Below are 13577 nucleotides of genomic sequence, written 5' to 3' on the forward strand. Positions count from 1 at the left end.
GAGGAGTATGCACGTGATTCCGGTGACGAAACCGTTTCCCTGGGCGACCATGCTGGACTACCTGGCGGTGCGTTGCACGCCCGGGCTGGAAGCGGTGGAAGGCGGGGTGTATCAGCGGCACGGGCGGGCGGTGGTTCGGTTGACGGAAGGAGGTTTGGCGGTGGAGGGCGAGCCGGCGCCCGTGGAGCGCTTGTTCGACTGCGAGTGTCCGGTGAACGAGGTGAAGCGCGTTCTGGGGCGCGATCCGCTGTTGAAGGGGCGGCTGAAGCGATTGCCGGGGGTGCGTGTTCCGGGTTGCTGGTCTCCCTTTGAGCTGGCCGTGCGGGCGATTCTGGGGCAGCAGGTGAGTGTGCGCGGCGCGCATACGCTGATGCGGCGGCTGAACGAGAGGTGTCCGGAGTTCAGCCCTGCCCAGGTGGCGGAATGCGACCTGCGGTCGATCGGTTTGACCAACAGCCGGACGGCGACCATCCGGGCGCTGGCGGAGAGCGGCATCGACTTAGGTGGCGAATGGGCGGCAGTAGCCCCGCAGTTGCTGGCGATTCGGGGCATTGGCCCGTGGACGGTGAGTTACCTGGGGATGAGGGTGGGGCGTGACGCGGATTCATTCCCGCAGTCGGACCTGGGTCTGTTGCACGCCTATGGGACGAAGGATCCCAGGGAGTTGTTGAAAGCGGCTGAGCGCTGGCGGCCCTTCCGGGCGTATGCGGCGATGCTTTTGTGGATGGCGCCGCAAGAAGCGGATATTCCGTAAAGGCGGCGGCGCGTAGGCTGGTGACTATGACGCACGAAGATGCACGGATGCAGGCGGCCTGCGACTATATCCGGTCGCACAGCGAGGAACCATTGTCGCTGGACGACATGAGCCGGCAGGCGGGGCTGAGCCCGTTCCACTTCCTGCGCCGGTTCAAGGCGTTCACGGGGCTGACGCCGAAGCAGTTCCTGGACGGGTGCCGGCTGGACGCGCTGAAGGGGCATCTGCGCGGCGGCGGATCTGTGACGGAGGCGATCTACGAAGCGGGCTTCGGGTCGAGCAGCCGGGTGTACGAGAAGGTGGACACGCGGTTGGGGATGACGCCGAAGGAGTACCGCACGGGCGGTGAACGCGTATCGATCTCCTATGTGGCGGAGCGGACTGCGGTGGGCCTGATGATGATGGGGGCGACAGACCGCGGCCTGTGCTTCGTGCAGTTCGGAGAGAGCGAAGCGGAACTGCTGGAGATGCTGCGCGGCGAGTATCCGAAGGCGCAGCTGACGGCGATGGCGGAGCCCTATCCCGAACAGTTCCAGGCCTGGATGCAGGCACTGGGGGCACATCTGGCGGGCGAGCAGCCAAACTTGTGCCTGCCGCTGGACCTGCGCGCGACGGCGTTCCAGTGGAAAGTCTGGCGCTATCTGCAGAGCATCCCGTATGCCGAGGTTCAATCCTATTCGGAGGTAGCGGAGGGCATTGGGCAACCGAAGGCGGCGCGGGCGGTGGCCAGGGCGTGTGCGACGAATCGGGTGGCGATTGTCATTCCCTGCCATCGGGTCATCCGGGGGACGGGTGAGTTGGGCGGGTACCGGTGGGGTTTGGACAGGAAGCGGGCGTTGCTGGATGGAGAGAGGGCGGCGCGGGCACGGGGCACGCGCCGCCAGGTGGGTGGAAGTTAGAAGCCCATCGGTCCACGGCCTTCGCCACGGGGCTCCGGCTTGGGTTTGCGAGGCATCATGTGTTCGCGGTTGGCGGTGTCGACGACGAGCGATGCGACGATGGCGGCCATCTGCATCATGTCCTCGCGCGGCACGCGATCGTAGGAGTCCATATTCGAGTGGTGGGTGCGGGTGCTGTACTCGAGCGGATCCTGGATGAACTGGAAGCCGGGCAGGCCGACGGCATCGAAGCTCTGATGGTCGGTACCGCCGGTATTGCGGCTGGTGACGGTGGAGACGCCGAGGTCTTTGAAGGGCGCCAGGAACGCTTCCAGCACGGGGCGGGCGGCTTCATTGCCCTGCAGGTAGACGCCACGGATGCGGCCCGCGCCGTTGTCGACGTTGTAATAGGCGGAGAGCTTTTCCCAGGCGGGCAGGGTCTTCATGGTGGCGCGGTCGCCGAAGGTCTTGGTGACATAGCCGCGCGAACCGAGCAGGCCTTCTTCTTCGGCATCCCAGAGGCCGATGCGGACAGTGCGGTCGAGCTTGAGGTCGAGTTTCTTGAGGATGCGCATGACTTCGAGCATGACGGCGCTGCCGGTGCCGTTATCGGTGGCGCCGGTGGCGGAATGCCAGCTATCGAGGTGGCCGCCGATCATCACGATCTCGTCCTTGTGCTTGCCGGAGCCGGGGAGTTCGGCAATGACGTTGAAGTTGTTCTGGTCGGGCTCGAACCACTGGTTTTGGACTTCGATTTCAAGTTTGGAGGCGATCTTCTTTTCGGCCAGGCGGTAGATGCGGTTGTAGTGTTCGGGCGTGAGCACGACCATCGGGGGCGCCTGCGGATCCTTAGGATCGCGTGAACCGCCGTTCGAGGTGAAGTAGGTCCCGAAGTCGCCGCGCGTGCCGCTGAGGACGACGCCGACCTTCTCATCGCGGAGGAAGTCGTTCATTTTGCGGCGAAAGGCCATGATGGCGACAAAGTTCTGGGGGCCGCCGGCGGTGGGACGGCGGAAGAGGCCGGCCGAGATCTGGCCGGTGGCGAGTTCGGCGAGTTCGGCATCGGTGTAGCGGGAGTCGTCGGCTTTGTCGTGAAGGGCGATTTCACGAGGGGCTTCCGTGAGGACGATCTTGCCGGCGAGCTTGCCTTTCCACTTGGCGAGGTCTTCATCCGTACGCAACAGGGCGATGATGGGTTCACCGGAGATGACGCCTTCGGTCGACGAGGTCCAGGCCTGCGGGGCGCCGATGAGGGGCATGTAGGAGGGTTCGAGGAGGGCGGCGGAGAACTTCTTATTTTCCCAGCCGCGGCCGAACTTGCCCCATTCTTCGAGGCGGGCGTTGTCTAGGCCCCAATCCTTGAGTGTTTTGACGGCCCAATCCGCTGCAGCTTTGTAATGAGGAGAGCCGGCGAGGCGAGGTCCATGCACTTCGGTGAGATACCAGAGGTGGTCCATGACCTTGGAATTCTGGAAGGCCTCCTGCTTGATCTTGTAGATGGCATCGAGGTCGACCTTTTCCTGCGCGAAGGCGAGTGCAGCCAGGGCGGAGGTACAGACAACGAGACGGAGTAGCTTTTTCATAGAGGTTATTCCGGGCGCGGGCGGAGGGGCGAGACACCCATCACAAAACAACGGCGTGGGGAATCCACCGTTCGTTACCGGGGATGGGCCTCGGCATGCGGGTAGACGGTGCTCTCCTTAGAAAGGTGACTATCCCGGTAGGAATTACGGGAGTGAAAGAGGGATGGAGTTGAGGGAAACCTGGGGGCTGGTACGGCCATCGTATAGCGGGGGGGCGGACCTACCTCAATACTGGATTGCCACATTCGTGCGTTTCGGTAGATAATGAGGGTACGGGTCGCGTGGCGAAGGGGCGCTCTGCCTTTCCACCCCTGCCGCGAGGAGTCATTATCTGTGAAGCGTTCCGCGAACGACGAAACTCTCCGGTGTTCTTTTTGCCACAAAAGCCAGGATGTTGTTGGGAAGCTCATATCCTCCCCAAGTGACTATCCCCGGGCCTACATCTGCGACGAGTGCATCGCTGTTTGCAATTCCATCCTGGAAGACGACCGTCCCGAGAAGCCCTACGGGGCGCCGCACAAACTCCCTAAGCCGTTGGAACTGAAGGAGTATCTCGACGCCTACGTCATTGGGCAAGAGGCGGTGAAGAAGAAGTTGGCGGTAGCGGTTTACAACCACTACAAGCGGATTCAGATGAACCGGCAGCGTGTCGGTGAAGTGGAACTGGCGAAGTCGAACATTCTGCTGATTGGGCCGACGGGCACAGGCAAGACTTTGCTGGCGCAGACTTTAGCCCGTATTCTGGACGTTCCGTTCGCCATCGTGGACGCGACGACGCTGACCGAAGCCGGCTATGTGGGCGAAGATGTTGAGAACATCATCCTGAGGCTGCTGCAGAATTCCGATTGGGATGTGCAGCGGTGTCAAACGGGGATTATTTATATCGACGAAATCGATAAGATTTCCCGCAAAGATGAAAATCCCTCAATCACTCGTGATGTCTCCGGCGAGGGTGTTCAGCAGGCGTTGCTGAAGATCCTGGAAGGTACCGTCGCCAATGTTCCGCCGCAAGGTGGACGCAAGCACCCGCACCAGGAGTTCACGCCCGTGGACACCACGAACATCCTGTTCATCTGCGGCGGGGCTTTTGTGGGGCTAGAGAAGATCATCTCGCGCCGGACGGGCAAGAAGACGCTGGGCTTCAAGGGCGAAGAGGAGAAGGTGGATCCGCGCCGTGCCGCCATGCAGCGGGACATGACCCTGTTGGAGCAGCTCCAGCCGGAAGACCTGATCCGCTATGGTTTCATTCCCGAGTTCATCGGCCGTATGCCGGTGGCGGGGGTACTGGAAGACCTGGACCGTGGCGCGCTGGTACAGATCCTGACGCGTCCGAAGAACGCGATCATCAAGCAGTACCAGAAACTGTTTGAATTCGAAAATGTTAGACTGAAGTTCAGCGACGACGCGATGGAGGCGATTGCAGAGCTAGCCCTCCAGCGTAAGGTCGGGGCCCGGGGCCTCCGGATGATTCTGGAGGAATTGATGCTCGACCTGATGTACTATCTCCCCTCATATAAGAAAGTTCGCGAGTTCATGGTGACCAAGGAGATGGTACTTTCGCAGAAGATCAACTGGGCGCTGCTCGAAAAAGCGGGTTGATCCTAAGGACATGGGGTACTCGTGTACCCCGTAAATGTAGGCGGGGTAGTCCGGCGCAGCGCGCCGGGACTCGCTATTATCTAACCAGACATTCCCCCCGACATAACGATGAGCACAGCTAAAGAGAAGTCCGACAACCGGCGCTACCCGATGATGCCTATTCGGGACGTCGTCATCTTCCCGCATATGATGACGCCGTTCGTTGTGGGCCGTGAGTCCAGTGTTCGTGCGCTGGAAGACGCGCTTGCCGGTGAGAAGAAGATTTTCCTGGCCACGCAGCACGATGCAAGCGTGGACGAACCCCGCGCCGAGGATATCTACCAGGTCGGGACGGTCGCCAACATCGTACAGTCCGTGCGCATGCCGGACGGCAACATCAAAGTTCTTGTGGAAGGTGTAGAGCGGGCGAAGATACTCGCCGTGATCGAGGAAGACGGGTTCTTCCGCGCCACGGTTCGCAGTTTCCCGGCCAAAGTCGAGCCCGGCCCCGTGCTGGAAGCGCTGACTGCCCGTGTGACTTCCCTGTTCGAGCAGTACGTCAAGCTGAGCCAGAACGTCAACTACGAGACGATGATCGCGGCGATCCGGGTGGACGATCCGGGCAAGCTGGCCGACACGGTGGGCGCGAATCTCCAGTTGACGATTGAAGAGAAGCAGGAACTGCTGGAGATCTTCGATCCGCTGGACCGGTTGACGCGTGTGGCGGACATGCTGGACATCGAGATCGAGAAGCTCAATGTCGACCGCACGATTCAGGGCCGCGTGAAGCGTCAGATGGAAAAGGCGCAAAAAGAGTACTACCTCAACGAGAAGATCAAGGCGATCCAGAAGGAACTGGGCCGCGGCGAGAAGTCGGAGTTCGACGAGCTCCGCAAGAAGATTGAATCGGCGGGCATGACGGGCGATGCGAAGGAAAAGGCGATGGCCGAACTCCGCCGCCTGGAGCAGATGCCGCCGATGTCGGCCGAGTCCACGGTTTCGCGCAACTACCTGGACTGGATGCTGGCCGTGCCGTGGAAGAAGAAGTCGAAGGAGATCCGCGACCTGCGCTTTGCCGAGGACGTGTTGAATTCCGACCACTACGGCCTGGAGAAGATCAAGGAGCGCATTCTGGAGTTCCTGGCCGTACGCCGGCTGGTGAAGAATCCGAAGGGCTCGATCCTGTGTTTTGTTGGACCGCCTGGCGTGGGCAAGACGTCACTGGGCATGTCCGTGGCCAAGGCGACGGGTCGCAATTTTGTGCGGCTGTCGTTGGGCGGCGTGCGGGATGAAGCCGAAGTGCGCGGCCATCGCCGCACCTACATCGGCGCCCTGCCCGGGCAGATTCTGCAGATGATGAAGAAGGCTGGGACCCGCAACCCGGTGTTCATGCTGGACGAGATCGACAAGATGTCGACGGATTTCCGCGGCGACCCCTCGGCGGCGCTGTTGGAAGTGCTGGATCCCGAGCAGAACTTCATGTTCCAGGATCACTACCTGGACGTCGAATATGATCTGAGTGAAGTGTTCTTCATTGCGACGGCGAATGTGATGCACACGATTCCGCCGGCCTTGCAGGACCGCATGGAAGTGATCCGACTCTCCGGTTATACGGAGATTGAGAAGATGGAGATCGCGCGGCGGTTCCTGGTGCCGAAGCAGATGAAGGCCACAGGCATGGAAGCCGACAACGTCGCATTTGACGATTCGGGCCTGCTGGCGCTGGTGCAGGGTTATACGCGAGAAGCGGGCGTTCGCAACCTGGAGCGCGAAATCGGGAACGTATGCCGCAAGATCGCACGTCAGATTGTTGTGGCGCAGTCGGCCGCGGAAGCGAAGGCTGAGGCGGAAGGCGGCCCGAAGGCGTCGAGTGATTCGGTGGTGCCGCCGACCAGCGTTTATCCCAAGGTCGAAGTGGATGCGGCCAAGGTGGGCGAGTTGTTGGGGCCGGCCCGGTACCGGGACCTGACGACGGAGAAGAAGCCGGAAGTCGGGATTGCGACAGGTTTGGCTTGGACGGAAGTGGGCGGCCAGGTGTTGACGACGGAAGCCAGCATCATGGAAGGCCGCGGCCGGTTGATGATTACCGGCAAGTTGGGTGATGTGATGCAGGAATCGGCGCAGGCCGCGATGAGCTTTGTGCGGTCGCGCGCCAGTATGCTGGGTCTGCCCAGGGACTTCTACCGGCACCTGGACATTCACATCCATGTCCCCGAGGGCGCCATCCCGAAGGATGGGCCATCCGCGGGCATTACGATTGCGACCACGGTCGCCTCGGCACTGACGAAGTTTCCGGTGCGCGGCGATGTGGCGATGACCGGAGAGATCACGCTGCGCGGGCGGGTTCTGCCCATCGGCGGAGTCAAGGAGAAGCTGATGGCGGCTCACCGTCACGGCATTTTCGAGGCGCTGCTTCCGCGCGATAATGAGAAAGACCTTGCGGACGTTCCCGAGAACATCCGGAAAGAGATGAAGATCCACCTCGTCGACTGGATGGACGAAGTGTTGAGAATCGCTCTGGCCGGGGATCTGGACTCTCTTGCTTCGCAGACGCCGGTGCATCCTCTCGAGGTTGTGCCTGAGTTGCCGGCGGAAGAGAACCGGGCCCACTAGTTGCTCGTCCGACAGGAAGAGAATTGAAATAAGCCGGCCGTGGTAACACCCGCGGAGTTTCTATTAAGCGCGACGAATGCCGGGCACTTCCCCCCTGAGGGGATGCCGGAAGTGGCGTTTCTAGGGCGAAGCAACGTGGGCAAGTCCACGCTGCTGAACCGGTTGCTGGGCCAGAAGCTGGCATTTACCTCCAGTACGCCAGGCCGGACGCAGTCGGTAAATTTCTTCCGGGTGGAGGATCGGATGCTTTTTGTCGATCTACCCGGGTATGGATACGCGAAAGCCCCGAAAAGTGTTTCGCGGGCGTGGCAGGAAGTGGTGGATGCCTACCTGCTGCAGCGGGAACGATTGGCGTTGTGTTGTGTCCTGTTGGATTCACGGCGCGGCTGGATGGAGACCGATCTCCAGTTGAAAGAGTGGCTGGAGTTCCATCAACGCCCCTACGTGGTGGTGGCGACGAAGGTGGACAAGCTCAACCAAAAAGAGAAGAATGCGAGCCAGAAGGCGATCCGGGAGCATTACCCTTCCGGAGAAATCATCTGGTTCTCGGGCCTTTCCGGCCAAGGAGTAAAAGAGATTTGGCAAACGATCTGGAAAAGAACGGCTCGGTAAACCCCGAGGCCGCGCCCACTGAAACGACGCCGGAAACCAGGCCGTCCGAAACCCCCTCCAAAGAAACCCAACCGTCCCGGAGAAGGACGGAATCTCGTGCAAAGGGTGATAACGGAGAAGCGAAAAGCAAGTCCGAGAACGGTGCAGAAAAGCCCAAAGTGGAGCCGCCCGTGAAACAGGAAGAACCCAAAGCCGCCACGCCCGTCGTGGCGCCGAACGCCCCACCGGCGGCTGCCCCTCCGGCAGTTGCCACCACTCCCGCGCCGGCTGAAGGCGCGCTGCCACCCCTGACAGCGGAAGAACGCCGCCAGGGTGCGCTCAACAAGCGAGGCAATCTCGACTTGGGTGAGCTGAAGGAAATGTCCATCTCGCGGCTGAACCAGATCGCTCGCGATCTCGATATCAGCGGCGTGGCCGGCATGCGCAAGCAGGAATTGATCTTCAAGATCCTCCAGGCGCAGGCCGAGAAGGCCGGCCTGATCTTCTCGGAAGGCGTAATCGAATGCCTGCCGGACGGATTCGGCTTCCTGCGCGCTCCGGAATACAACTACCTGCCTGGCCCCGACGACGTGTACGTCTCGCCTTCGCAGATCCGGCGCTTCGACCTGCGTACGGGCGATACGGTGAGCGGGCAGATCCGGCCGCCGAAGGAAGGCGAACGGTATTTCGCGCTAATCAAAGTGGACGCGATCAATTTCGAGCCGCCAGAGCAGTCGCGCAACAAGATCTTCTTCGACAACCTGACGCCGCTGTATCCGCAGGAGCGGATCAAGCTGGAGACGGTGAAGGACGGCTTCACCGGGCGTGTCATGGATATGCTGACGCCGATTGGCAAGGGCCAGCGCGGCCTGATTGTCGCTCCGCCGCGCACCGGCAAGACGATGCTGCTGCAGTCGATTGCGCACTCCATCACGGCCAACCATCCGGAAGTCGTGCTGATCGTCCTGCTCATCGACGAACGTCCGGAAGAAGTCACCGACATGCAGCGTTCGGTGAAGGGTGAAGTGATCAGTTCGACCTTCGACGAACCGGCCCAGCGCCACGTCCAGGTGGCCGAAATGGTCATTGAAAAGGCCAAGCGGCTGGTGGAGCACAAGCGCGACGTCGTCATCCTGCTCGACTCGATTACGCGACTGGCGCGTGCCTACAACACCGTGGTGCCGCCCAGCGGCAAGGTGCTCTCGGGCGGTGTCGATTCCAACGCGCTGCAGCGCCCCAAGCGCTTCTTCGGCGCGGCCCGCAATATCGAAGAGGGCGGCTCGCTCACCATCATGGCGACGGCGCTGATCGATACGGGCAGCCGCATGGACGACGTGATCTTTGAAGAGTTCAAGGGCACGGGCAACATGGAAATCCACCTCGACCGCAAGCTGGTGGACAAGCGCATCTTCCCTGCGATCGACATCAACAAGAGCGGTACGCGCAAGGATGAACTGCTGATCCCGCGCGATGAGCTGAACCGCATCTGGGTGCTGCGCAAGGTGCTGGCTCCGCTATCGCCGGTGGAGAGCATCGAGCTGCTGCTGGACAAGCTGGCCAAGACGCGCTCGAACTCAGAGTTCCTGGCGTCGATGAGCGCCTAGTCCGCTTACTGCCGAATCAGAATCAAAGGGCGGAGAGCCTGTTCCCACCAGGGAGCGCGGCCTCCGCCCTTTGTGTTTCGATCCTGGTTAGAATCGAAGACGCATGGCGCGTGTCACCCTGATTCACTGGAATGCCGGAGAGGCCGCCGGGCGGTTGGAACAACTGCGCGCGGCGGGTCATGAGGCCATTCACTGGGCGCCGACTTCGGGCAATGACCTGAAGACCTTTGAAGCTGCCGACCTGTTCGCCATCGACCTCTCGCGCGTGCCTTCCCGCGGTCGCGATGTCGGCACGGCCCTACGGCGCGGCAAGGCCACGCGGCCCATTCCCCTGCTGTTTCTCGACGGTGAACCGGACAAAGTGGAGCGCGTGCGCAGCGTGCTGCCGGACGCCGTATATAGCGATTGGGCGCATGTGCGCGCAGCCGTTCTTCAAGCATTGAAGACGGTTCCCTTGAAGCCCGCGGTGCCGGACGCCATGGCCGGCTATTCCGGCACGCCGCTGGTGAAGAAGCTGATGATCCGCGCGAAGGATTGCGTGGCGCTGATCGACGCTCCCGACGGCATGGAGGAGAAGCTGGCGCCGCTGCCGGAAAGTGTGCGCATCGTGACACGGCTGAGTGTGCAGTCGGACGTGATCCTGCTGTTCTGCCTGTCGCGGCATGACCTGGAGTCCCGGTTTCACAGTGCTTCGAATGCACTTGTGAAGAAGGGACGCCTGTGGCTGGCGTGGCCGAAAAAGTCTTCCGGGTTACAGTCCGACCTGACTGAGCCGTTCGTGCGCGAATACGGCCTGGCGCAGGGTTTCGTCGATTACAAGATCTGCGCGATCGACACAACGTGGTCGGGGCTCTGCTTCGCACGCCGCTAGAAACGTACAATGAGCCCTATGAGGGTTTTCCTTTTTCTTTTGGCCGCGACGGCGCTGCCCGCGGCCGACCTGCGCCTGGGCATCGTCGGCACCGACACCTCGCACTCCGTTGCCTTCACCGCGTTGCTGAACGATGCGGCGAACAAGAACCACCTGGCCGGCGCACGTGTCGTGGCTGCCTATAAGGGCGGCAGCAGCGACATCAAGGAAAGCTCCAGCCGCGTTGATAAGTTCGCCGAAGAACTGAGCACGAAATACGGTGTGGAGTTGACGCCCGATATTGCCACGCTGCTGACCAAGGTCGACGCGGTGCTGCTGGAGAGCGTCGACGGCCGCAAGCATCTCGAACAGTTCCGGCAGATCGTCAAGGCCGGCAAGCCCGTATTCATCGACAAGCCGCTGGCCTCCAGCCTGGCCGATGCGCGCGAGATCGCACGCCTGGCCCGTGAGAACAATGTGAAGTGGTTCTCAGCCTCGGTGCTGCGGTTTAGCGATGTGCTGCCCGCGCTGAAGGTGGACGGCCTGAACGGAGTTTATGCGTGGGGACCGGGGCCGCTGGAAGAGCACCACCAGCTGAGCCTGTCCTGGTATGGCGTGCACACCGTGGAGACGCTGTTCACGATGCTGGGCCGGGGCTGCGAAGAGGTGACGTTCACTGCATCGGACGATGCGGATGTAGTCACCGGCAAGTGGAAAGACGGGCGTATTGGCACGATTCGCGTGATCCGGCCCTACTCCGCGTTTGGCGTCACGGCGTTCTCTCCGAAGGCCATCAAGACCAATGAAAAAGACCTCTACACCGGCTATCAGAACCTGGTGAAGGAGATCATCCAGTTCTTCCAGACTGGCAAGGCGCCGATCGATGAACAGGAGACCCTGGAGATGTTCGCGTTCATGGATGCCGCGCAGCGCAGCAAGGAAGCGGGCGGCGCGCCCACGAAGCTGCGGTAGCGATCCGCCATGCGTACGGATTTCGTCCTCTTCGGGCCGGCGCACTTCGCCATCATCGCGGCCATTCCCTGTTTCGGAGCCCTGCTCGCCTGGGCGGTGCGAGGTAAACCGGAAGCCGCTCGCCGCACCCGGCTCGGCTTCGGCTTGTTCCTGCTGGTGAATGAACTGGTGTGGTATGGCTACAAGCTGGCCCATGAGGGCAGCCGCTTCCCGGAGGGGCTGCCGCTGCAGCTCTGCGACCTGTCGCTGTGGCTTACGGTGATCACACTGCTTGCGCTGCGCCCCTGGACGTTTGAGCCCGGCTTCTTCGTTGGCATTGCCGGCGCCGGCATGGCGGTACTGACGCCGGAACTGTGGGCGCCCGCATGGTCGTACCCGACGGCCTATTTCTTCGTGGCGCATGGCGGCATCATTGCGGCCATGCTGTTCCTGGTCTGGTCGGGCCAGGCGCGGCCCAGGCCGCACGCCATGTGGCGCGGTTTGCTGGTGCTGAATGGCTGGGCGGCCTTTGTGGGAACGTTCAACGCCATATTCCACACCAACTACATGTTCCTGTGCCGTAAGCCCGTCAGCGCGTCGGCATTGGATGCGATGGGCCCGTGGCCCTGGTATCTGCTGGGCGGGGAGGCGGCGGCGCTGGTGCTGTTCGCGCTGATGTCGCTGCCGTTCAGGAAGCCCAAGGCGGCTTAACCCCGCCGCTACGCGCCCAGTAGTTCCGGTTTCTCGAGGCGGCCCTTCATCACGGGCGGCAGGCGGAACACCTGGCCCTTCTGATTAGCGAAGTAGAGGCACGATTCCGAGGGTTTCAAGGCATTGCCGTCCGCCCAGAAGGCGTAGAAATCTGGATGCGCGTTCAGCGGCCGCCGCACATAGGAATGGTTGCGCTCGCTGTTCTTCGTCAAAGCCTGCGTCCGCTTCCAGGTCAGGCCCTCATCGAGGCTCTCCCAGTTCTCAACTTCGCCGCCGGTGCTCCAGGCCTGGGGGCCGGCCCCCGTGGGTCCGATGAAGCGCCACACGCTTCCCTCGAGATAGAGCGACCCGTGATCGTAGTTGTGATCCGTCTCCGTGATTGTGGAAAAGCGCCATTCCGTACCCGCCCAGCGTGCCAGGCAAAGCTGCCGCGGACCATTCCGCGGACCAGGCTCATAGCCCTTGCTGGTGAGATAGAGCAGCACTGGGCGGCCCTGCGCGTCATACTGGATGTCCTTGAGGTAGACCAGCAGCCCTTCCTTGCGGTAGTTGCGGACGAGGGCTGGGCCTTCCTCCGAGGAGATGGGCAAGAGGAGGCCCTCGCCTTCCACGGATTCCCAGGAGAGACCCGCATTGACGGTCTGCATGAAGTAGAGATTGGTGCGCTGGTTGAGCCCGCCGGGGTCCGGATGGAAATCGAAGGCGGTTCCGAGACGCGTCCCGGCCTGGTTGGGCCAACTCACCTGATAGTGGCCCTGGCCGGCGAAGGCGATCTCGCGCGGCTTGCTCCAGGAGACCCCATCCAGGCTGCTCATGGAGTACAGCGCGCGGCCCGAGGCGCCCTTCTCGTCGCCCAACTGGCGGTAGCGCGTATGCAGGAACAGGAAGCCGTGGCCGGTCAGATACCAGGGCTGCGTGTAAGAGAAGTTCGTCTCCAGGACACGCTCGAAGGCGTCGATGGAATAGGGCCGCTGGCTGCGATGGATGAAAGACGGCCGCGTGGTTCCATGCGAGCTGGAGAAGATCCAGATGTAGCCTCGATCGTCGAGGGCGATGGTCGGATTGTCGTGTGCGTCGTCGGTGTGCTTGTTCAGGAGGATGGTGGGCCTGGGCACCATGCCGGTCTTGTGGTCGTAGTAAGAGACCATGTGCAGCAGTTCCGGCTTGTCCTTGAGCGACCCGCCGTAGCAGAAGAAGGTCTTCTGTGCCGCCTTGGAATAGATCGCGATGGGTGCGTGCTGCTGCGGATAGGTGGCAAAACCTCCGCTGTACTTGTAGACGTACTGATCATCCGAAGGCTGGTTGAAGTACCAGATCCCGCGGTAGCCGTCGTCTTTCCTGGGTTGGGCGCCAGCCTGGGCCTGCAACTTCCTGGCGATGGCCGGCGCGCCCGCCAGGGCTCCGGCCAGGAATTTTCTCCGGTTGAACATGGATGAGAACAGTCGACTAACTGGACTCTATCAT

The 13577-nt window shown here is 61.8% G+C and carries 11 protein-coding genes; 9 read left to right on the forward strand and 2 right to left on the reverse strand.

What is annotated here, in order from left to right; genetic code table 11:
• Positions 1 to 7 precede the first annotated feature (7 nt).
• Both ACR9Y2_RS12450 and ACR9Y2_RS12455 read left to right on the forward strand, forming a co-directional pair.
• Positions 8 to 754, forward strand: a complete 747-nt coding sequence (locus ACR9Y2_RS12450) for a DNA-3-methyladenine glycosylase family protein (RefSeq protein ID WP_435041626.1) — start codon at positions 8 to 10, stop codon at positions 752 to 754.
• Between the two features lie 26 nt (positions 755 to 780).
• A complete protein-coding gene (locus ACR9Y2_RS12455; protein ID WP_435041627.1) occupies positions 781 to 1653 on the forward strand; it encodes a bifunctional transcriptional activator/DNA repair enzyme AdaA in 873 nt (290 codons plus the stop codon).
• On the opposite strand, the gene ACR9Y2_RS12460 is transcribed toward ACR9Y2_RS12455, so the two are convergent.
• Positions 1650 to 3215 carry a M20/M25/M40 family metallo-hydrolase gene (locus ACR9Y2_RS12460; protein ID WP_435041628.1) on the reverse strand — a complete coding sequence of 522 codons (1566 nt, stop codon included), beginning with the start codon at positions 3213 to 3215 and terminating at the stop codon, positions 1650 to 1652. The genes ACR9Y2_RS12455 and ACR9Y2_RS12460 overlap by 4 nt on opposite strands.
• 333 nt (positions 3216 to 3548) lie before the next feature.
• Between ACR9Y2_RS12460 and clpX the strand changes: the two genes are divergently transcribed.
• From clpX to ACR9Y2_RS12495, 7 genes are all read left to right on the forward strand, one after another.
• Positions 3549 to 4814, forward strand: a complete 1266-nt coding sequence (clpX, locus tag ACR9Y2_RS12465; RefSeq protein WP_435041629.1) for an ATP-dependent Clp protease ATP-binding subunit ClpX — start codon at positions 3549 to 3551, stop codon at positions 4812 to 4814.
• 108 nt (positions 4815 to 4922) lie between these two features.
• Positions 4923 to 7406 carry an endopeptidase La gene (gene lon / locus ACR9Y2_RS12470; protein WP_435041630.1) on the forward strand — a complete coding sequence of 828 codons (2484 nt, stop codon included), beginning with the start codon at positions 4923 to 4925 and terminating at the stop codon, positions 7404 to 7406.
• A 39-nt stretch (positions 7407 to 7445) separates the two neighbouring features.
• Positions 7446 to 8018: a ribosome biogenesis GTP-binding protein YihA/YsxC gene (gene yihA / locus ACR9Y2_RS12475; RefSeq protein ID WP_435041631.1), complete on the forward strand. Its 573-nt coding sequence runs from the start codon at positions 7446 to 7448 to the stop codon at positions 8016 to 8018.
• A gap of 359 nt (positions 8019 to 8377) precedes the next feature.
• On the forward strand, positions 8378 to 9601 hold the full coding sequence (gene rho / locus ACR9Y2_RS12480) for a transcription termination factor Rho (RefSeq protein WP_394766722.1): 1224 nt from the start codon (positions 8378 to 8380) through the stop codon (positions 9599 to 9601).
• Between the two features lie 103 nt (positions 9602 to 9704).
• A complete protein-coding gene (locus ACR9Y2_RS12485; RefSeq protein ID WP_435041633.1) occupies positions 9705 to 10472 on the forward strand; it encodes a hypothetical protein in 768 nt (255 codons plus the stop codon).
• Positions 10473 to 10490: 18 nt separating this feature from the next.
• Positions 10491 to 11423 carry a Gfo/Idh/MocA family protein gene (locus tag ACR9Y2_RS12490; RefSeq protein ID WP_435041634.1) on the forward strand — a complete coding sequence of 311 codons (933 nt, stop codon included), beginning with the start codon at positions 10491 to 10493 and terminating at the stop codon, positions 11421 to 11423.
• Positions 11424 to 11432: 9 nt separating this feature from the next.
• Complete coding sequence (locus ACR9Y2_RS12495; RefSeq protein WP_435041635.1) at positions 11433 to 12113, forward strand: YwaF family protein; 681 nt, start codon at positions 11433 to 11435, stop codon at positions 12111 to 12113.
• Between the two features lie 8 nt (positions 12114 to 12121).
• On the opposite strand, the gene ACR9Y2_RS12500 is transcribed toward ACR9Y2_RS12495, so the two are convergent.
• A complete protein-coding gene (locus ACR9Y2_RS12500; RefSeq protein WP_435041636.1) occupies positions 12122 to 13543 on the reverse strand; it encodes a BNR-4 repeat-containing protein in 1422 nt (473 codons plus the stop codon).
• Between the last annotated feature and the right edge of the window lie 34 nt (positions 13544 to 13577).

Origin of the sequence: Paludibaculum fermentans (assembly GCF_051172195.1) — a bacterium.
GTDB classification, from domain to species: Bacteria; Acidobacteriota; Terriglobia; order Bryobacterales; family Bryobacteraceae; genus Paludibaculum; species Paludibaculum fermentans_A.